Below are 18,485 nucleotides of genomic sequence, written 5' to 3'. Positions count from 1 at the left end.
ACCCCTTAAAACCCGGTGGACGCCGTAAACAAGGCAGCAAACCCGCCACCAATATAATAGGTGGGGTCGGACCCGGCTATGGTTGTGCCACGGCGGCCTGTTGTGTCATGCGCGTTCAGGGTTGGGTTGGCCACACCAGACAGATAGTGCTGATTGGTGATGTTAATAAAGTTCATGCGCAGTTCTGGTCTGTGCAGAAACACAGCATCAGAAAAGCGGTAGCCCACGGCCATGTTCGCCGTCACAAAATTGGGGATACGCTCATCATTCATGAAAGTCGCGTACTGGCGGCCTGTATATTTGACCGTAAATACACTGAAAACATGCCCATCATCATAAGTCAGCCCCGCTGCGGCTTGTAGTGTGGGGCTGCGGATGGCGCGTTTGCCGCGTGTTGGCAGCAGGTCTGCGCCGGACAGCAGGTCATTATCCACAGTGGCGTGCAGATATTCCCCAGACAGATACGGGCTGAAATGGTGCCATGGCCGCAAACCAAGTTCCACATCCACCCCGCGGGATGTCTGCCCACCCGCGTTGAAGGTGGAAGACACGTAAGACCCGTTGATCTGCCCGACCGTTTCAATCTGTCGGTTGGTAAAGTTGTAGTTAAACAGGGTCAGGCTGCCAATAATCCGGTCATCGGCATAACGGTAGCCCAGTTCTTCGGCTATGGAATATTCGTTTTTTACCTTGGTGTTGCTCTGCGCCGTCAGTTCCCCGGATGTGGGATCATAGGCAGCATACAAGGCGGTTTCCGCCGGGGTGCGGAAGTTGGTTGTGGTATTGAAAAAGACCTGATGCCGTGGCGTGATCTGGTATTTGATGGACAGGCGCGGCAGGGGCACCGCATAATTGGTATTGGCATGGTACGGGGTGCCCGGCATGGCGTTAGTGCCGTTGCGTGTGAGCATGACCTCCTTAAACCCGCCTGACAGCACCAGCCGGTTATGCAGCAGGGATAGTGTATCCCCCACATACAACGCATTGGTTTGTGAAAGCGTATGGTTGTTGGTGGCGCGCAATATGCTGCCATCTGCGAGCGTGACGGATGTTTTGCCACTGCCACCCCAAATGCCCGCAGCCGTGCCATTCTCCCCTACGGACGTGAAGCTTTGATACTCGCTGTCATCCGAATAATCGTACCAGTATCCGGCCATCAGGGTGTTGGCACCGTGCTGCCACTCCACCCCGGTTGTAAAGCCACTGCGGTAGCTGCGCTGCGTGTAGTCTGCCCGCACGGTGGCCACACCATCCTGCGTGCCGGGTAGCGTAAGGGTTTCTGTCAACGGCTGGTTACCGTTCCAGAGGCCAGATGTTGGCAGGCTGCTGCCCCCCGGTACATTGCCGTAGGCACCCTGCGCGTAAGGGGTTGTGCGCCATGTGATACCGTGCCCCAGATGCAGCTCTACAGGGGCACCCATATAGAGGGTTCGCTCCGGCTGCCGGTAAAGCCGCCAGTAATCCGTGCCCTGAGCATCATTATTACGATCATAGTTTTTGGCCAGATTATTGGCCCCATGCAGCCCGTCCTGCTGCCAGCCTGCCTTGGTGGGCTGCGGGTAATAGCTGTCTATGGCCTGGTTCCAGGTGCCTACAAGGGCTGCGCTGTTATTGTGGCCCCATGTCTTGAGCAGTTTGAAGTCCACATGTTGCCGCTTATCCCGGCCCGGCCCACGCCAGTTATCCGCTGCACTGTGGGAGTAGGACACAAACCCCCGCACACCTGATGACCCGATCTCCCCGCTATCCAGCCGCATGAACTGCCTGTTGGTATTGTAGGAACCGTAGGAGATATTCACCATGCCCCCCGCTTTTTCCGCCGGGGTGCGGAAACGCAGGGACATCAGCCCTCCGGCAGCATTGAGCACAGGACTTTCCAACTGGGCGGCCCCTTGCGCCAGAGCAATGCTCTCGTAGTTTTCGCTGTCAGCAAACTGGCTGGGGTAGCCGCTATAATATGCAATATCGTTCAGCGGCATGCCTTCCAGCACATAGCCTATGGCATCCCCATTCAGGCCACGCACGGAGATATTAACCTGTGGCGACAGGCCCAGCGGGTCAGACGTAGCAACAGTGGCCCCCGGCAACAGGGCAACCAGATCATACGCGGTGGCAGAGGGTGCCTGCCGGGCAATGAAGTCCTGCCCGACCACACTGACCGCCTGCGCCTGTGTTTGGGGCCGTATCAACCCACCCCCGGCATGGTCCGCCACCGGGTTGGCCTGCACGGTTATGGTCTCCTGCCCCTGTGCCCGCACTGGCGCGGGCGGTGCGGGTATAGAGGCGTGATGGGCGCTGGGTGCGTGCGGGTGTGGGGCAGTATGCCCGCGCGGCGTGGGCACACGCGGCTGTGGCACTGTAGCAGCCGTGCCTGTGGCAGCCTGACCCACGCACGACAGAAGGCTGGTGCCGGAGAGCACCGCACTGGCAAACAGAACAGAGCGGAATGTCAGGCTCAACGGCATTGGCAAAACTTTCTTGACGGCTCAGCGTGGGTTGAATTTTCGGACCACGGGGGCAATGGTCAGCCCCTGCACCACAATGGTGAAGATCACCACTCCGTAGCAGATACATAGCAGGGAATCACGCACTGGTCCGTCAGGCAGGCCCAATGCCAGCGAGATGGAAATACCGCCGCGCAAGCCCCCCCATGTGAGCACAGCCAGAACCCCCATACGGTCCTGCCCCCTGATATAAACCGGCAGTGTCGCCAGCAGCACGCTACAGGCGCGGCTCAGCAGGGAGAGCGGAATAGCCAGCACCGTTGCCCAGATAAGTGGCAGGGAGAATGTCGTTTCCAAAACCTGAAAGCCAATGAGCACAAACAGCATGGCGTTCAGCACTTCATCCACCACTTCCCACAGGAAGTGCAGGGTTTTGCGCCCCTGTTCTGATATGGCGCGATGTGTTGCAGGCGCGGCCATAATCAAGCCTGCACTTACGGCGGCAATAGGGCCGGACATACCCCACGCCGTACACAGGCTATACACACCCGTGCAAAGAGAAAGGGAGATAAGCACATCAAGATGCGGATCTTTGGCTATACGAAAGGCCTGTTGCGCCAGCCAGCCCCCCAATAAGCCGACGAGCAGGCCGCCCCCTACTTCAACACCAAAGGCCTCGGCCAGATGCAGGGCAGACACTGCATGGTCATGGTGGGACACACCCAGCGCCACCGTGAAGATGACAACGGCCACGCCATCGTTAAACAGACTTTCCCCGGCAAACAGGGCCTGAATTTCCGCAGGCAGACCAAGCCGGCGAAGCATACCAATAACGGAGACCGGGTCCGTTGGCGCAAGAATGGCCCCCAGCACCACACACCAGGCAAAACTGATAGGCAGCCCGACCAGCGCCAGAATACCCCAGATACCCGTTGCAAAAACTGCAACCGCAATAAGCGTTCCCAAAAGAGCCAGTGCCAGAACGGAAAATTTGCGTTTGTTCAGGGCAGAAAGATCTACCGCCTGGGCCCCGGCAAATAACAGGAAAGACAACGCACCCTGCAACAGGGTTGCGGGCATATCCACCGCTGCCAGCAGGTGACGAATGGCGTGCACCCCCTCCCATGGCAAAAACTGGTCTATCAGCATAAGAAAAACGGACGCCACCAGAGAGAATACCATGATCCCTATGGTGAGCGGCAACCGCAGCAGCCTGTTGTTAAGAATTCCGAAAACCGTTGCAGAAACAAGAACCAAAGCCAACAGGCCCAGTGATGTCATGCGCTCTCTCCCATAGCGTGTGGTGTAACACTGCCTGAAGACGGCTGAGGCATAAACAGCCTATGGGCTTTGCGCGCAGAAAAAAGCGGCACCTGACCGTTATTCCTGCGGGGCATCCGGTTTTGTATCCATGGTAACGAACATCTGGTCGGAAATGGCCAGATTTTGCGGTTGCGCCAGGTCAGCCGTTTTCTCCTTAAGGTCTGCCAGTTCTTCCCTGACATCTGAGAGGATTTCCAGCAGGGCCTGATGATCTTCCGCCGCGCGGCGGTCAGCCCCACGGCTTAGTACGGCATTGCCCACCATAAGCGCAGGTAACGCCACAAGCTGGATACAGTTGCTGATATAGAGCAAGGTATTCTGCCAGGCTGGCACTAATACTGGCACCAGCGAGAACAGAAAAAACGCATAAACGCACCAGATGCTGCCAAACAGCATGGTCATTTTTACAGCCACGCTCTCGTTAATACGGGCAAGCATGGCGCTGAATGTCTTGGTCATGGGTCTCCTGCGGCCTTGTTAGGACGGGGCGGTCTTGGGCTTGTGGTGCGGTGTGGTTACCACAAGACGGCCGATACGTCCGCCCGCATACGGGCCAAGGCAGCGCAGGGCTACTCTGTCACGCTGTTCTGCCTTTAATGGGCAGACAGGTGCATCTTGTAAAAGGCGCTCTGGCCTTTCAGGGCGGTTGCGTGGTGTTGCAGCACGCCCACTGTGTAGGTGCCGGTTTTGGCAGCCGCCACGCTCCAGCTTTTGTGGGCGCAGTTATGGTCCGCACTGGCCAGCATGTCTCCCTCCGGGTCTTTCACAAAAACCCCTACGCTGGACTTGCGGGCATGGCAAAGGATGGAGAGCGTCTGCCCCTGCCGCAACGGCAGCCTGAACTGCGCGGGCTGGCCGCCTTCCAGCGTGCCGGACATATGCCTGCTGCCAGCTTCCTCCACCGTAGCCGGGCTGAAGAGCGGTTCTTCAGCCCGTGCCAGATTATGGCCGGACGAGCTAAGCGCTAACAAAACCAGAACTCTCACGATAAAACGCTGCGGCGTCGTCATTTTTGTTTTTCGCCCTGCATAAAATGAAGTGAGTGATATGCAGTTTATACATGACAGCCATACAGCAACACAACAACAACCGTACCGTCTGGCTCTCATTTTTGCGTGTTATGGCAGCGCGGACAAAACCATGAGTTTCCATCCGGCGGAGGTATAGACGGCGGGGGCATCATCATCCGCATCGTACACAACAAGGCCTACGGCTGGACCGGGCCTGCCCTTGATCTGGCTGCGGGAGAAAGTGGGCAGGTGCAGGCCCGTGGTGGGCGTAATGGTGCCTGCCAGTGTTTCATTGCCGCCGGAATCAAGCTGCCGCAGAGCTGTGCCGCCGTTGCTATCCATCAGGCCGGTTGCGGCATAGCCTGTCGTGATCACGGCGGTAGGTTCCCACGCAATGCTCTGGCCGGTGCCCAGCCTTAGGGCATTACCGGTGGAAAGCCCCGTGAGATTCAGCCCTATGCCGGCGCGGCCTGTCAGGGTTACGGCGCTGGCGCTATCATTATCCAGCGTTGTGGTCAGGCCACTGCTCAGCAGGCTGCCTTTCAGGGTCTCGTTGCCACTGGTATCCAGGCTGCGGAGTGCTGCGCCACTCAGGCTGTCCTGCAACAGGCCGTTCTGGTAGGCTGTTCTAACGGCATCTGTCGTTTCCCACGCAATATGCTGGCCTTCTGCCAGACGCAGGGCATCTGGCGTGGTCAGGCCCGTGGTATCCAGCCCTATGGCGGCTGAGCCCTTTGCCACAAATGCTGCCGCCGTGGGCTGGTTCAGTTGCACAATGGTCTGGCTGTCCTGCAACGCGCCCGGCAGGGTTTCATTCCCCTGTGTGTCCAGCGTGCGGGCAATGCCTGCGGCCATGGTATCTGTCAGCTTACCTGCACTAAACGCCGTGCTGACGCTGGTTGTTGGCTCCCATGACAGTTTTTGCCCTGTGCCCAGACGCATGGCTTCCGGTGCGGTCAGGCCCGTAAGGTTGATACCCACCTGCGCCTGCCCTGCCAGTGTCCAGCCAAGACCGGACCCGGCGTTGGTAATGGTGGACGTAATATCCCCACTGGAACCAATGGAAAACACATTGGCTGTGTCATACCAATACCGGAGCGTGTAAGCAGCGGAGTCAAACTGTAAATGCGGTTTTTTATCGGCTGCAAAAGCAAGGTTACGGTTTGCACCAATATTGAGAACAGGCGCGTTATTAACCGGCGTGCTGCCGGACAGGTCAATGCCTGCGGTATCAAACCGGCCTGCTGCGTCTATCATGGTGCCATAGGTACTGGTGCTGTCATTATTGCCCAGTGCAATACCCTTACCCACCTTACCCGGCGTGCCACTGCTGCTGGCCCCTGCAATTTGCACTTGCAGGCCAATGCGCCAGCCCAGCGGGTCATCGCCGTTGCTGTACACATCAATCTCACGCCCGACCAGACTGCCCGCCACGGAGGAATCCTGCCCCGTGTCATCGCGCGTTTCATCATAGCCTGCCCAGATCTGGGAGCGGGAGCCTTTGCCATCCGCCAGCGCATTGGCAGGGCGTTGGGCAAGACTGGCCTGCGCCACATGCTGGCCCGCGCCAAAAGCCGCACTGCTCAGCACGGTAGAATGGCACCACACATAATCATTTAACGCAGCGCCCTCCGCCGGAATGGTGCAATTGCCTTTTTCAAGGTTCATGACAAATCCGGTGGTGCCGCCTGTGTGGGTAATAGTGGCATCCTTACGCAACAGCGGGGCCATGTCTGCCGAACTCTGGCCACGGGCAAAGTATTTTCCGCCCTCCAGCGTGCTCTCAATCACATCCGTACCAAGAGCCGTAATGGGGGAGCCATCCGGCAATGTGGCCCCGTTGATCTGCCAGACCGTGGGTTTTGTACCTGAGAGCGCTGTGCCAAGCCGCAGCTTGCCCGCAGGAAGCTGGATGGCACTGCCGGACGGCATGGCTGCCTTGGCCGCTTGCAGAGCGGGTGTGTCATCCGTTACGCCGTCCAGCTTCAGGCCAAAATCTTTCCCGCTGGGAGTTTCAGCAAACCGTTCTGCCAGACTGCGCTTTTGCGTACCCGGTAGGGCGCTTGTGGCCGTAGCCTGAGTGAGGTCCCCCGTAACCGGGGCGGTTAATGTGCCTGCGTTGTCCAGCCCCGCCACACCATTTGGCTGGTTACGATCAGACTGCTGCACACTCCCATCTGCCATAGCGCCGATCTGGCCAAGGGTGGCGTTTTGCCACAGGTTAGGCACCGTGGTAGCGGCATCCAGCCCGCCCGGTGGGCGCGTGGCAGCGTAAGCTGGTGTAGGCGCAGATGTCGCAGCCGAAACCGGCAGAGCTGCACGCAGCAACGCCCCTGCCTTGACCGGGTGCGGCGTGCCAGTGGCCGCAGGTGCTGCCTGATAGGCTGGCAAGAGATGGTTAGGGCGGGAAAACGCTGCATGCTGCATACTGAACAGAAAAAACAGCACAGCACCGGTAGAGACAACAACCCGCCACGTTAACAGACCGATCATGCGCTGGCCCCCCCCTGAGAAATGCAGATATAGCCACCATTATTCCACCAGGCCCCCTGCACTGCGGGGTCTGTGGTGGGGAGCGCCATGACCATGAGCACATGGCCGTTCCGAATACCCAGGCACTCCACACCCCCCAGCAGCAAATTCCCTGCGGAAGACAGGGCAGCCAGACCGTCCGGTGCATCCCGCTGGGTTTTGATAACACTGGCCGCTACGGTGGAGGCATTGCCAATGGCGGTCTGGGCCTGTGTTGCGGCGTCCTGCGCCTGTGTCACAAGTGCTGCCACACGGCCCTGCACCTGCCCGCCCATCTGGTCCACATAGGCTTTGTTGGTCAGGTGTGTGGGGTCAGAAGGAGACAGGGGGCAGGCCAGAAGACCGGCCAGTGTGTCGCCTTTTTTATCAACCGCGCCGGACCAGATTTTGCCTTGTGGCACAAACTGCCCCTGCCCGTTGAAAATACCAAAAACCAGATCGGTTTCCGTTGGCTGAGGGTGAACCGGCAACGCCGAAAGCGGCACACCACTTTGCGTGGTTGCCGTGGGGGAAGACCCGGACATGGGTGGGGGTGTCCTTCAGGCTATAAGATAGGGTTTTCCGTTATCTGCTGTCAGCACAACGGAGGAGGATAAGGCCAGCGCATTGGGGGGCACGGGTGTGCCATCTGGCAATTGTGGGGGCGCAGGGGGCTTGGTGGCGGGTACATCGGGCAGAATGGCAATGCGGACGGGTTGTGTCAGGCTACGCCCTTGCTGGGTGCCAAGTGTTACCAGCACTGTCTGTATGGTACCCGGCGCACCACCTGCCAGAAACAGGCAGGCCATGCCACTGACAAGGCTGGCCCATTGCACGCGCAGGTCCGTGGGCAGCCCGGTGGCGGAGGACACGGTGGTGCTTATGGTGGCCAAATAATCGGCTGTATCCTGCAACCATGCTGTTGCATCCAGACTGAAATCCAGAGTATCCGCGCTCGATTTTGGGCACCAGGACAGTGACAGGCTTTCCGCCAGCAGGCCCCGCACCCGCAGGGAGGGAGCCAACCCCAGCGGCACACTGCGCTCCGGTGCCGGTTGCCAACCGGGGCTGGGGAGAGGTGCCGTCATGCCTGCGCCTGTACGGATGGGGTGTCAGTAGAGGCGGTGTTGGCAGACGCGCTGTCTGTCGCGGCATCCTGCGTGGCGGGGGCTGCTGGCAGGCTAATACTGGTATCCGCCCCCGTTGCAATGCGGCGCAAGGCCTGAAGATAGCTTTGCCACACGGCGGGCGGGCTCTCCCCATACATACCGTAGAGGGACCATGTTGTGCTGGCCGCCTGCTGCAACTGCCTTTGGGCCTGCTGGGCCAATGGCGGCGGGGGCGGGCTGTAATCAATAATCTTGCCATCCTGCACGCCCCGCCCTGCCGGACTGCGGAAGGTGGTTGTGTTCTGCCAGTCCTGCTCCGTAACCGGAATAAGCTGGGCAGCCGGAGGCAGGCCGTCCGTGGTGCTCATGCCCCATGTGTCATACCAGGCGAGAACAGGCGCGGGCTGCGGTGCAGTGGTGTCATACCCTGCATAATACCGGGCCGGGTACAGGGTTTGCGGCGTGGTTGGGGTTTCTGGGTTATCTGTTGTGGTCTGCATTATTTTACCCCTATGGCAATGAACTGCGCCATGCCGGGATGGTTACGGGGGCTACAATAAAAGCCGGTGTTGGTAATTCCCCACAGAAAGTAGTCCGTATCCGTTACGGCATCGCTCTGCCCGTACCCGGTAATCAACACGACAGGCACATCCCCTGTGGCCGCAAACGCCACAGGATACGTCACCCATGTATTGGCGCTGACAGATATGGCAAAACGCTGGATGCGGTGCCCATATGCCAGGTTAAGGATACGTGGGTCGGTTGACGAGAAGTCATCAATATAAGTCTGGACCGGTACGCAGGTGTTTTTGGGCTGAAACTGCCCGTTGGCCCAGTCCTGTGTGGCCACGTGCTGTCCGTTTTGCTCAAAAATGCCTCCGCCATAAATACGAATAGAGCCGTCTGCATACACATCGGCCACACCGTTGCGCGTGCCGCCTACGTCTGAACAGAATGTGACAACAGGTGCCGCCGTATCCGTAGCGGGACAGTAAAATGAACTATGACCCTGCGCGCCATCCAGAAAACAGGTTGACCCGACTGAGAGGTTTCCATTCACCCATGTCGTGCCGTTAAGGGAAGATGTGCCACTGACCGTCAACGGACCGTTGAGGTATGTGGGACCATTTGTCACTGTCTGGCCATTGACAGCAAGGGAGCCATTCAGGGTGCCACCTGCAAGCGGCAGGTAATTTGCAAACAGGTTTTGCCATGCCGCATTGGCAGCACCCGGCGCGGTCATGTTGTTATCCGCCATGGACACCCAGAACGTACCCGGCGCGCGCCCAGCCACAACCGCGCCCGCCGGATACCCACCAAGGGATGCCGCAAAACTGGCATCATACTGGCCTATCATCCCGGCCTGATAGGCTTGCAGCACAGCGGAAAAACGGTTGAGGAAGCCGTTCATATCCTGCCCACGCGGTGGTGTGCCGCCAGCGGAGCGGGCAATGAAGGTTTCTGGTGGAAAACCCAGTGCCTCTGATGCGGCACCATCACCGGGTTGGGGCTGTGTTGCGGGAATTTTTGTAAGGTTGGCAGCAGCAGCCTGTGCCGCTACGGGTTTTGAAAACCTGTCAGGAAAATCAGACTGTTTCATGCCTTGTCTTTCACGGAATAGGTCACATGCACTCCGGCCGGGCGGGGCAGAACACCTGAATTCTGGATAAGGGAGATTTGCACCGGGGTGGGGATGAAGTTGAAGCTGTACACCATGCTCATGCCGCCGCTTTCTTCCACCCAGGCATCGCCCTGCCCCGCAAAAATGGTCATGAGAATGGCGTTCAGGCTGGTGACAGACCCATCTGTAATGTTAGCCAACGCCTTTGCGTAAATAAGCTGGCGGAAACCATCATCTGACAAACGGTAATTGCTGGTGGTCGCCACCCCGGCATACCAGGGCGCGGTATTGAACGGTGTTTGGGTAAGATCTTGTGTTTCTGAAAAACCAAGAAAATTATCGGCGGTAACAGGTAGAATACGCTGCACGCCAACAATGCGGCCCCATACATCCAGCCCGTAACCCTGTGCGGTTTCAAGGTTCCAGATCGTTTTGTACCAAGTGTCTATCAGGGTTTTTGGGTCAAAGGCCTGGTTCCAGGCGGTTATCAACGCAGTCAGGCTGGGAGCGCAGCTATATTGGGAGAGAATGGTGCGTTGCACATCCTGCATCAGACGAACACCACGGTAATGGAAGCGGGGTCGAGCACTGGGGCCTGATCTATACCCACTGTCAGGCTGACACCCGTGGGGTTTGCGCTGGTGCCCACGCTCAGGCCTGCAATTTGCGCCCATGCCCCCAAGGCCACAATGCCCGCGTAAAAACGGCTGGCATATAACACCATGCCGATACGGGCGCGGCTGCCACCATCTGCGCCGCTGAATGCAGCGCTGACTGCTGAGCGCACCTGATCCTGCGCATCAGATGGCGTAACCGTGGAGGAAACCAGTTGCACTGTTATAAATACGGGCTGTGCAACGGCTTTTTGAAACGAAACCCTATAGGATGGCGGTTTGGCATACTGGCTGTTACTGTCCGTGACGGTTACGGTTGTGGTGCCAGTATAGTCACAGCCCGGTGGTTTTTTGCTGAGGATGGCTGCTGCAATATCGGCATCCGCCCCACCGCTGACGCACACATACAGGCTATGTGGCAACAGGGTTATGGCCCCCACAGTGGTCGCCACGCTGGTGCTATTGTCTGCCACATACACATCCGTCACGTCCGGCAGGGCTTGCACGGCGGCAGAGATGGCGTCCAGCGGACCAACGGCGTTAATGGCTACGGATGTTTTCCGCCGTTCCTCAAAAGCGCTGCGGCTTTCAACGGCACGGCCTGTCAGGCCTGCAGTGCGGTTGGTTACGGTGGCCCACCCACTGACGGACTGACTAAGCTGAATGGTGGATGCCGCGCAGACAATGGGACCGGACTGGGTGCAGGCAAAACTGCCGCTCCCGCTGCCTGTGCCATCCAGGGTTATACTGCCCTGTGCCGCATAACTGTTACCTGCTGCATCCTGCACCAGTGCGCCTTGCGGAATGACCGTACCCGCAACACCCGTGCATTGGCAGGTAACAACCGTTGCCGTGGCAGGCAGCCGGGACATGAAATACAGCCTGCCTATGGCATCCTGCATACGGCCCGTGGCGCGGGCGGGGTCCACTCCGTTGGCCAGCGCCAGAAACTGGTCATAACTCTCCCCCAGAATGGCGGTGAGAGACATGGCCAACTGCCCCTGCGGGGTGGAAAGATCCGTATTGAGGGTATTGCCAAACGCGGCGTTGATGTCAGCCAGAACACCCGCGAGAATATCGGCTTCCTGCGGGATGATGAAGCCGGTTTCATCCAGCGTGGGGGTGGGTACGGAGGTTGTACCAATGGTTTGCCCGGTGGTCTGACTGCTTGTGCTAGAGGCTGACAACGGTTTGTGTTCCCTCTGTTAAAGTAAGCTGAATAATCCCGGAAAGCTGGCGCTGTGGGCTTATGCCGGTCAGCACGCATACGGCTGAGGCCACGCCGGACACGGTGCGGGCCGTTTGCTCCACATCTGCCCGAAACAGGGCCAGAGAATTCAGACGCCCCAGAATATTGGTCAGGTAAGGCAGGCCAAGCGCTGTATTGTACCAGCACTCACCTTTGAAAACCCGCACGGCACAGGCAACATTTTGCGCTGTGGCGTAGGGAGATGTGGCAACGGCAATGTTACCGGCGGCATCTACCACCAGGTCCCATGTTGCGCAGTCCAGCAGAAGAGTCGTCACGGATGAGGCTCCGTTTGAGCTAGGAGAAAGTCAAGGTGTGAAAGGGTTTGTTCTGGGCTATAATTTTTCAACGTGCGGCTAAAGAAAAACCCTACTTTGATAGGCCCGGTTTTACGCTGTTGCTGGGCCTGTACGGCCACCGCCCGTCTGCACACCGGCATGAACATGCTGGGTGAGCGAAATATTCTGCGCCGTAACATCACCCGAGACTGTCAACGCACCATGAATACTGGTGTCTCCTGTAAGGTTCAGGTTTTTACCGCTAATGGTGATGGTGCCTGAACTGTGCAGGGTTAAACCGCCTGCGTGGAGCCACACATAGTCCTGCGGGGCTGCGTTGAGAAACCCGCCCAGATACAGGGCATCTGCCATGTTATGCTGCCTGAAGGAGCCGGGGGCAGCGGTGGCGCGTGCGGTTTTGGCGTTGGTAATATCGCGATCTGCTATCAGGGCAAGGCCTATGTCCCCCACGGTGGGGTCCAGCACCACGGCGCAGGCTCCGCCTTGCAGCCTGAAATAGGGCACCTGATAAATAACACCATGCGGCACGACCTGCCCGGTGGCTGTTTGCTGGTGCACCACGGGCTGAACATCCACCGTACCAACCGGGTTAAGCCCCGCGCCGGATACGGCCTTGACCTGCACCAGTACGGCGGTGCGCCGTGTGGCCAGCATACGGGCAATAACCGCATTCAGGGCATTGAACTGAGAGGCGCTGGCATCTGCCCGGTCAAAAACCGGATGCGCTGTGCTGGTAGAACCGGACATAGCGTGACCCTTTATTCTGTTTTCAGGATGCAGACTGTGCAATAATATCTGTAAACCATGCCCCATTGGGCTGCTGGGTATGCAAGCTGTGGTGAGCCTGCACAACGCGCCACAACCCTGTGGGCGCGGCGGTGCTGGTAGCTGCCCCCCACCCCGCAGGCTGGTAACGGCTTTGCAGCGCAATAAGCGTATGAAACCCCACCTGCGGCTGAAACAGCATACGAAAAGCCAGCCCACCCGCCGACCATGAGGGATAGCCAATTAGCCCATTCTGGGCGGATAAGGTGACTGGCTGTTCCTGCGTCTGGTTGGCATCCTGCACTGCCTGTGGGGCGGGCCATATGGTCAACTGGCCACGCCCTATGGCCATACGCATGGGGTGTGTTTCCAGACATTGAGCAAGCTGCTGGCCGGGGCTGCCGTAAAGATAAGGAGCCTGAAACACGGTCTGCACACCGTTATTCACAAAACCCAGACCCGCCTTTGCGGCAACGGCCCCTAAAACCTGACTGGCAGGCACCGCCCCCCGAAAACTGGTGGGCGGCACAACAAGCGCATTGGGTAAGGCTGTGGAAAAGGCCTGCACAACAAAGGCAGTATCTGGCGCACCGCTGTAATCTGCGTAAGCCAGAGTGACGCCGCCCTAGAACACAAGGGCCGTGGTACTTTGACTATCCTGCGTTTCTACCGTGACCTCACTGGCATTTTGCACATCCAGATCCGGCGCGGCGAGGCTGAGGCGGTTCATGAGGTCTGGTTGCAGGCCATACAGCCGCAGCGTGGCGCTCTGTGCGCTGGGGAACTGGGCTTCCGTCATATCGACTATGGCGCGCAGGCCGTTCAGCACAACGGTATCCTGCCCTTGTGGGCCAAAGGCGTTGTTTAACAACCGGAAAGTGATACGCAGTGACCGCTGTGTGAAAGGTGTTTTCCCCTGTGTGGGCACGATGTTTTGGGGCATCACATATTCCACCCGGCGCGGTAGAATAGCCGGTAACGGGTGCCTAGTTGTGTGTAGTCCGGGTCCTGCGTGCCTTCCGTATCCATAAAGGTGAAATCTCCGGGCAGACCAAGGCCTTTGTCACGCACAAGCCATGTTCGGTCCTGGCAAAGCACACCGGAACACAGGCGGGTCTTGTCCTGCCACAGGTCCAGATACAGGCCCGTGCTGCGCTGGCGGAGCTGCACCTGCACAAGACTGTTGGAAAGCGCCACTTTTAAAAGCTGTGCCGGTGTAGCGGCCAGAGGCACCAGAAGCAGGGTTTGGGAGGGGGAAGAAAGAGTGCTCATACAATATCCCTCACGCTAGCGAGAGAAAATGTGGTGCTCTGGGCAGGCACCATGCCGCCACAGACTACACTTTGCCCCTGTGGTTGGGCGGTAGTTGTGTAAAGGGGTGTGTCTGCCTGCCGGACTTCCTGCAAGGTTATTTCCACCACCGGCATGGTAATGCCGTGCCGGGCGTCCCGCAGCCATCTGTGGCCGATAATATTGACATTGGAATGCTTTGTTTCCGGCGTAATGACGGAGTAAAGGTTCAGGTCTGCTTCCAGGACAGCTAGCGTTTCAAAAAACGCTTTGCGGATATAGAGCGCTCCGGCCCCGCTCAGCGTAGCAAAGGCCTGTGGCAGCAGGCTGCCAGACAGGGTGGAGGTAAAGCCAACTTCCGAGCCATCACACACCATCTGGATACGGTGTGTGCGCGGCGCTGCTACCTTATTATAGGCCAGAAAACTCCCTTCTTCCAAAGGCGCTGTTGCAATCTGATAACGGCTTTCTGCGGAGACAGACAGAACATGGGCAGCGGACAGAACGCACTCACCCGTGCTGGAAAAAATGCCCCATTGGCCTGCTGCCTGACTGATTAGGGCATCATCCAGAACAGACGCCAATGTGGTGGAAGCTACGGCCAAAGCCCCCTGCTTGACCGACTGCCCCAGCAAGGCAGGCACACCCGCCACGGCCGGAATGGTCCAGACCGAGGGCAGGCTGACAGGAAACATGGGCATGAAGCAGACCTTTTTTTGAAAACAACCGGTTTAAACCGTGCTGCGCGTGGCCAGACTGGCGAGGGTGTGGGCGTTCTGTGTGCTCAGGTTTCGCAAAGCTGCCGCAATGTCTTGCGGGTTACCGGATGGCACCGTGATGGTGACTGGCCCGATATGCGTAGTGGTGGACTGGTTGACCGGTGCAGGCGGCTGCACGGGCACGGAAGCTGCCGCTTGCATGAGCACCGTATGAGGGGCAGGCAGAACCAGAGGTGTTGTTAATGGCTGCGTCTGCTGTGGTGCACGCATGGCTTTGTGTGGCAGCAACGAAAGCATAGGCCGAGATGAGGCTACGGGCCTGTCCCGATTGTTCCGTGCAAGAAGAATACTGTTTTTTTGAGAAACCGTCTGCTTTTCGGAAGGCTTTTTACCATAAACCACGGTGACAAATGAGGGTACCACAGGCAAAGGTTTTGCAGCAAGCGCACTTGGAAGGGCATTGCTGTTCCGTTGGACTATTCCGGCGGATCTGGTGTCCTGCTCTTTCAGGCGGGCCTGACGGGGCAACACACCAGAGGGTGGCGTGAGCCGATGTGAGTATGATGCCGGTAACTGTGCGGGCATGGAAGCGCTTTTGACTGACCGGCTCGGTATGACCGGCACAGCAGCCTGCTTCAGTTTAGAGAGTTTTTCCTGAAGAACAGGCTTCTTTTCAGGAGGAGAGAAAGGCAACGCAGGGCTAAGTGCCGTGCTGGTGTGCAGGTTGAAAACCGTTTTTGGCGTGCTGCCCGTAGGATGACGCACAGCCTGCCCCTGAAGGCGGGGTGCGACCGGGCGGGACACAGGGAGCGGCACGAACAGAGGAGCCGGAGGCCGTTTGGGGCGCTCTGCCGTGAGGCCCGTTGCAAAACCGCTGGCCGGTTTGGGGGTGGCACCCTCTGAAGGAGAGTTCCCTTGCAAGAGAGCGGCCAGCCCCCGTGTGCCTGCGGCAAGGCTTAACAGGCCAAGAGCATTGCGCCGCAGTTGGCTTTGGGCATTTGAAATTGTGCTGGCATCGCGCGTCAGTTTCTCGGTCAGGGTCTGGCTTTTGTGGTCTAGGCTGTCCAGCAATCCCAGCGCCTGCTGGGCACTGGCCTGAAGAGGTGTTGTGTCCAGACCAAGGCGAATAACCAGTTCATCCAGAAGAGGAGTGGTCATGCGGGGCCTCCTAATGCAGAGCGGGCCTGAGCTTGCGCCCATTGGTGGACGGACAGCACTTCCAGCAGAATATAAAGGTCCTCGGTGTCATAAACCGTTTGCAGATCATGCAATGTGGCAAGCCCTCCAGTTATGACCGCCGCCAGAACTGGCGAGAGGCTTACGCAGTGTGGGGTGGCTGCGGCGCCTCCCCCAGAAGGGCCGCCACAACGGGGAAAAGTTGGTGTGCGGCGGCCAGCAAAAAACCCACATGTAGGCGGAACACCTCCGCCCGGACGAGGCCGAGGGTTTCTGGCTCCTCAAAATCCGCAGCAAGAACAGGGCGTGTCAAAGCAGGATTGGTGGCATCCGGTTTCAGGGTAATGCACTGCATCAGACGGTTGAGCGCGGTATCAAGTTCCGTTTCATCCATGAAGCCGAAAATCTCCACGCCCAGCGCGGCAAGCCCGGCAAGGCCCGCCTGTGCCAGATCTGCCCCCAAGCGCGCCCCACCCCGTATGGCGGCCTGAAGGCAGTGCCGTGCCCACTGGTCTGCTGAAAATGCATCCATACGGGTTAGGCAAAACTGTTTGCCGTGGTCCGCCCCGGCCTTGGTGTGGGTGTACGTAAGGGTTTTCATATAGCGGGCCTCCTGTCCCTTACAGGGCGGCGGGGAGCACGCGCTCCCACGTTATCTCAAACCGGCGGGCTTCCAGCACACGCCCGGCCCCCGGCACGCTGACCAGCGAGCGCAACAGTCCACGCACCATGGTGTATTTGCGGCCAATGGCAGGAAGCTGGATTTCAGCCCCCATACGGTACAGGCCACGGCGGGCATCCTGCGCCATGACAATGGCCTCAAACACCATCGCGCTCTCGCTATTGGCGGCGAGAGAGACGGTCTGGGTCACAGGGTTTGGTACCCACCCGGCGTTCAGGTAGCCATCAATGCTCATGGCAGTTTCTACCAACTGCCGGGCCTCGGTTTCAAAGGCGCGGTCTGCGGCGTAATTTTGCAGGGTAACGGGCGCATTATACAGGCCCGGCACTGTAAGCGTGAAAACCGAGTTGGCGGATGTAATATCGTAATCAGACATGATTATTGCACCTCGACCGATGCCAGCGTGATGGCCTGCACGGACTCACCATCGGTATAGAAAAAGCGGCCCTGTACGGCCCCACGGCTGGCGCGGGTGGTGGCGGACGCGGTGGACGCACCCGGCAGAAGGTACCAGCCACGGGTGGACAGCACGCCATCTATTGTGCGGCCTGCCTGAGCGTTAACCGCCTGCGTCTGCGCAGCAGAGAGCGTGACATTGGGCTGGATAGCCCCGAAAGACAAAGCTGTATCAATGGTGTTTTGCACAGCCGTGGCAATCTGGCTGTCACCCTGCGCTGTGTAGGGAATTTGTCCGACACTGGAGAACAGGGTGAGCAGATCTGACTGGAAACTGGTGTTCATCCAGATCTGGTTGATGTAGCTGTCCGCCCACGCAAAGGGACCACTAACCGCACCATTATTGAGAAAACTGAACGTGCTGTCAGAGGTTTTATAGCTGCCATAAAAACTATAGCCATTTGACAGCAGGTTTTGGGCCTGTGTGGCCGTAATGCTGGCTGGTGTGACCCCACCATTGGTGCGGAACATAAGTGTGGTGCGGCCCGCGCTGCGCTGCGGGTTAAGGCTTGCCGCCCACCCCAGACACAACGCCCCTGCCAGCAGGCCGTGGCCATCCGTATTGCATAGGCAGGTCAGGCCCGGTGTGGCCTGTGCCTTGACGGTCGCGCCAAAGCTGGCTGTGGCGTTGGGGGTCAGGATTGTGGCATCGGCATCTGGCACAATGCCCCAGTAACGGTTGGGGTGGGCCGCCAGCCATGCGGCAATTTGCAGCTTGGCCGCAGCCGATGGCTCCTGCGCGAACAGGAAGGGTGCCCAGTCCGTCATGGCCGCAGCGGCGTTGGACAGGTAAGTTCCGTAGTCTGCATCCTCCGGCGTGGCAGGAAGCTGGAAGAGGTAGAGTTTTTGCGGCGTATCCTGCGCGTTGGCGTATGCCGAGAAATACACGCTGGCAATGGCGGCTTCCGGGCTGGTGGCCCCGCACAGGGTTGCGACCTGAACTGCCCCGGGTTTACCGGAGAGAGATTTGTTCAGTCATCAGGCAGCGATATCAAGTCTGCTCTGATCTGTATAGAAGGTGCGTTCGGCTTCGGCGGGAGGCCTGTAGCCGATTGGCGCCAGCAGGCGTCGGTTATTGTACCAGTCCACCCATTTGAGGGTTTCCCATTCGACCTGCGCCATGGATTTCCATGGCCCCAGATGATGGATGACCTCGGCCTTGTATAAGCCGTTGATGGTCTCCGCCAGTGCATTGTCGTAGCTGTCACCAACCGTGC

The 18,485-nt window shown here is 58.6% G+C and carries 23 protein-coding genes; 1 reads left to right on the top strand and 22 read right to left on the bottom strand.

All coding sequences use genetic code 11. The features are described 5' to 3' along the window. Positions 1–5: 5 nt before the first annotated feature. From Abci_RS01345 to Abci_RS01335, 3 genes are all read right to left on the bottom strand, one after another. Positions 6–2,465 (bottom strand): TonB-dependent receptor, encoded by a 2,460-nt coding sequence (locus Abci_RS01345; protein WP_048837364.1) that lies wholly within the window; start codon positions 2,463–2,465, stop codon positions 6–8. A 21-nt stretch (positions 2,466–2,486) separates the two neighbouring features. After that, positions 2,487–3,725: a cation:proton antiporter gene (locus tag Abci_RS01340; protein ID WP_048837363.1), complete on the bottom strand. Its 1,239-nt coding sequence runs from the start codon at positions 3,723–3,725 to the stop codon at positions 2,487–2,489. 99 nt (positions 3,726–3,824) lie between these two features. Beyond that, entirely contained in the window at positions 3,825–4,226 is a 402-nt protein-coding gene (locus Abci_RS01335; RefSeq protein WP_048837362.1) for a hypothetical protein, read from the bottom strand. Between the two features lie 15 nt (positions 4,227–4,241). Here Abci_RS01335 and Abci_RS14285 point away from each other — a divergent pair, with 15 nt between their 5' ends. Further along, the gene (locus tag Abci_RS14285; protein WP_261766345.1) at positions 4,242–4,364 is read left to right on the top strand and encodes a hypothetical protein; all 123 of its coding nucleotides are present in this window, start codon (positions 4,242–4,244) and stop codon (positions 4,362–4,364) included. Here the strand turns inward: Abci_RS14285 and Abci_RS01330 are convergent. The 19 genes from Abci_RS01330 to Abci_RS01245 all read right to left on the bottom strand — a co-directional run. After that, entirely contained in the window at positions 4,361–4,777 is a 417-nt protein-coding gene (locus tag Abci_RS01330) for a hypothetical protein (protein WP_048837361.1), read from the bottom strand. The two genes, Abci_RS14285 and Abci_RS01330, sit on opposite strands and share 4 nt — an antisense overlap. A 108-nt stretch (positions 4,778–4,885) precedes the next feature. Then, on the bottom strand, positions 4,886–7,270 hold the full coding sequence (locus Abci_RS01325; RefSeq protein WP_048837360.1) for a pectate lyase family protein: 2,385 nt from the start codon (positions 7,268–7,270) through the stop codon (positions 4,886–4,888). Further along, positions 7,267–7,833: a hypothetical protein gene (locus tag Abci_RS01320; protein WP_048837359.1), complete on the bottom strand. Its 567-nt coding sequence runs from the start codon at positions 7,831–7,833 to the stop codon at positions 7,267–7,269. Before Abci_RS01320 ends, Abci_RS01325 begins: the two co-directional genes overlap by 4 nt. 15 nt (positions 7,834–7,848) lie before the next feature. Beyond that, complete coding sequence (locus Abci_RS01315) at positions 7,849–8,376, bottom strand: phage fiber-tail adaptor protein (RefSeq protein WP_048837358.1); 528 nt, start codon at positions 8,374–8,376, stop codon at positions 7,849–7,851. Further along, positions 8,373–8,897 carry a hypothetical protein gene (locus tag Abci_RS01310; protein WP_048837357.1) on the bottom strand — a complete coding sequence of 175 codons (525 nt, stop codon included), beginning with the start codon at positions 8,895–8,897 and terminating at the stop codon, positions 8,373–8,375. The genes Abci_RS01315 and Abci_RS01310 overlap by 4 nt, the downstream gene beginning before the upstream one ends. Then, positions 8,897–9,997, bottom strand: coding sequence for a hypothetical protein (locus Abci_RS01305; RefSeq protein ID WP_048837356.1), 1,101 nt, complete (start codon positions 9,995–9,997; stop codon positions 8,897–8,899). Before Abci_RS01305 ends, Abci_RS01310 begins: the two co-directional genes overlap by 1 nt. Next, a complete protein-coding gene (locus Abci_RS01300; protein ID WP_048837355.1) occupies positions 9,994–10,569 on the bottom strand; it encodes a DUF2612 domain-containing protein in 576 nt (191 codons plus the stop codon). The genes Abci_RS01305 and Abci_RS01300 overlap by 4 nt, the downstream gene beginning before the upstream one ends. After that, positions 10,569–11,708: a baseplate J/gp47 family protein gene (locus tag Abci_RS01295; protein ID WP_456303669.1), complete on the bottom strand. Its 1,140-nt coding sequence runs from the start codon at positions 11,706–11,708 to the stop codon at positions 10,569–10,571. The genes Abci_RS01300 and Abci_RS01295 overlap by 1 nt, the downstream gene beginning before the upstream one ends. Before the next feature lie 97 nt (positions 11,709–11,805). Continuing rightward, positions 11,806–12,159 (bottom strand): hypothetical protein, encoded by a 354-nt coding sequence (locus Abci_RS01290; protein WP_048837353.1) that lies wholly within the window; start codon positions 12,157–12,159, stop codon positions 11,806–11,808. Positions 12,160–12,270: 111 nt separating this feature from the next. Further along, positions 12,271–12,927 (bottom strand): Gp138 family membrane-puncturing spike protein, encoded by a 657-nt coding sequence (locus tag Abci_RS01285; protein WP_048837352.1) that lies wholly within the window; start codon positions 12,925–12,927, stop codon positions 12,271–12,273. Positions 12,928–12,949: 22 nt separating this feature from the next. Next, complete coding sequence (locus tag Abci_RS14115) at positions 12,950–13,513, bottom strand: hypothetical protein (RefSeq protein WP_244877551.1); 564 nt, start codon at positions 13,511–13,513, stop codon at positions 12,950–12,952. Between the two features lie 57 nt (positions 13,514–13,570). Then, on the bottom strand, positions 13,571–13,888 hold the full coding sequence (locus tag Abci_RS14110) for a hypothetical protein (RefSeq protein WP_244877550.1): 318 nt from the start codon (positions 13,886–13,888) through the stop codon (positions 13,571–13,573). Continuing rightward, positions 13,888–14,217, bottom strand: coding sequence for a phage baseplate plug family protein (locus tag Abci_RS01275; protein ID WP_048837351.1), 330 nt, complete (start codon positions 14,215–14,217; stop codon positions 13,888–13,890). Before Abci_RS01275 ends, Abci_RS14110 begins: the two co-directional genes overlap by 1 nt. Then, positions 14,214–14,936, bottom strand: a complete 723-nt coding sequence (locus Abci_RS01270) for a phage baseplate protein (protein ID WP_048837350.1) — start codon at positions 14,934–14,936, stop codon at positions 14,214–14,216. The genes Abci_RS01275 and Abci_RS01270 overlap by 4 nt, the downstream gene beginning before the upstream one ends. A gap of 30 nt (positions 14,937–14,966) precedes the next feature. Beyond that, positions 14,967–16,112, bottom strand: a complete 1,146-nt coding sequence (locus Abci_RS01265; protein ID WP_048837349.1) for a hypothetical protein — start codon at positions 16,110–16,112, stop codon at positions 14,967–14,969. 160 nt (positions 16,113–16,272) lie between these two features. Continuing rightward, complete coding sequence (locus tag Abci_RS01260) at positions 16,273–16,731, bottom strand: hypothetical protein (protein ID WP_048837348.1); 459 nt, start codon at positions 16,729–16,731, stop codon at positions 16,273–16,275. 19 nt (positions 16,732–16,750) lie between these two features. Continuing rightward, positions 16,751–17,188, bottom strand: a complete 438-nt coding sequence (locus Abci_RS01255) for a phage tail fiber protein (protein WP_048837347.1) — start codon at positions 17,186–17,188, stop codon at positions 16,751–16,753. A gap of 2 nt (positions 17,189–17,190) precedes the next feature. Then, positions 17,191–18,156, bottom strand: coding sequence for a DUF3383 family protein (locus tag Abci_RS01250; RefSeq protein ID WP_244877549.1), 966 nt, complete (start codon positions 18,154–18,156; stop codon positions 17,191–17,193). 90 nt (positions 18,157–18,246) lie between these two features. Further along, the coding region (locus tag Abci_RS01245) for an integrase core domain-containing protein (protein WP_048837346.1) at positions 18,247–18,485 on the bottom strand (239 nt) is incomplete at its 5' end.

It is taken from the genome of Acetobacter cibinongensis (genome assembly GCF_000963925.1).
Taxonomy (GTDB): Bacteria; Pseudomonadota; Alphaproteobacteria; order Acetobacterales; family Acetobacteraceae; genus Acetobacter; species Acetobacter cibinongensis.
Note: the sequence above shows the minus strand (reverse complement) of the source record. Positions and strands in the feature narration are given on the sequence as shown.

What these genes read in the sequence shown, in the direction of transcription:
- Abci_RS01345 (WP_048837364.1), bottom strand. Translation starts at nt 2,465, where the DNA reads ATGCCGTTGAGCCTGACATTCCGCTCTGTTCTGTTTGCCAGTGCGGTG.
- Abci_RS01340 (WP_048837363.1), bottom strand. Translation starts at nt 3,725, where the DNA reads ATGACATCACTGGGCCTGTTGGCTTTGGTTCTTGTTTCTGCAACGGTT.
- Abci_RS01335 (WP_048837362.1), bottom strand. Translation starts at nt 4,226, where the DNA reads ATGACCAAGACATTCAGCGCCATGCTTGCCCGTATTAACGAGAGCGTG.
- Abci_RS01330 (WP_048837361.1), bottom strand. Translation starts at nt 4,777, where the DNA reads ATGACGACGCCGCAGCGTTTTATCGTGAGAGTTCTGGTTTTGTTAGCG.
- Abci_RS01325 (WP_048837360.1), bottom strand. Translation starts at nt 7,270, where the DNA reads ATGATCGGTCTGTTAACGTGGCGGGTTGTTGTCTCTACCGGTGCTGTG.
- Abci_RS01320 (WP_048837359.1), bottom strand. Translation starts at nt 7,833, where the DNA reads ATGTCCGGGTCTTCCCCCACGGCAACCACGCAAAGTGGTGTGCCGCTT.
- Abci_RS01315 (WP_048837358.1), bottom strand. Translation starts at nt 8,376, where the DNA reads ATGACGGCACCTCTCCCCAGCCCCGGTTGGCAACCGGCACCGGAGCGC.
- Abci_RS01310 (WP_048837357.1), bottom strand. Translation starts at nt 8,897, where the DNA reads ATGCAGACCACAACAGATAACCCAGAAACCCCAACCACGCCGCAAACC.
- Abci_RS01305 (WP_048837356.1), bottom strand. Translation starts at nt 9,997, where the DNA reads ATGAAACAGTCTGATTTTCCTGACAGGTTTTCAAAACCCGTAGCGGCA.
- Abci_RS01300 (WP_048837355.1), bottom strand. Translation starts at nt 10,569, where the DNA reads ATGCAGGATGTGCAACGCACCATTCTCTCCCAATATAGCTGCGCTCCC.
- Abci_RS01285 (WP_048837352.1), bottom strand. Translation starts at nt 12,927, where the DNA reads ATGTCCGGTTCTACCAGCACAGCGCATCCGGTTTTTGACCGGGCAGAT.
- Abci_RS14110 (WP_244877550.1), bottom strand. Translation starts at nt 13,888, where the DNA reads ATGCCCCAAAACATCGTGCCCACACAGGGGAAAACACCTTTCACACAG.
- Abci_RS01275 (WP_048837351.1), bottom strand. Translation starts at nt 14,217, where the DNA reads ATGAGCACTCTTTCTTCCCCCTCCCAAACCCTGCTTCTGGTGCCTCTG.
- Abci_RS01270 (WP_048837350.1), bottom strand. Translation starts at nt 14,936, where the DNA reads ATGCCCATGTTTCCTGTCAGCCTGCCCTCGGTCTGGACCATTCCGGCC.
- Abci_RS01265 (WP_048837349.1), bottom strand. Translation starts at nt 16,112, where the DNA reads ATGACCACTCCTCTTCTGGATGAACTGGTTATTCGCCTTGGTCTGGAC.
- Abci_RS01260 (WP_048837348.1), bottom strand. Translation starts at nt 16,731, where the DNA reads ATGAAAACCCTTACGTACACCCACACCAAGGCCGGGGCGGACCACGGC.
- Abci_RS01255 (WP_048837347.1), bottom strand. Translation starts at nt 17,188, where the DNA reads ATGTCTGATTACGATATTACATCCGCCAACTCGGTTTTCACGCTTACA.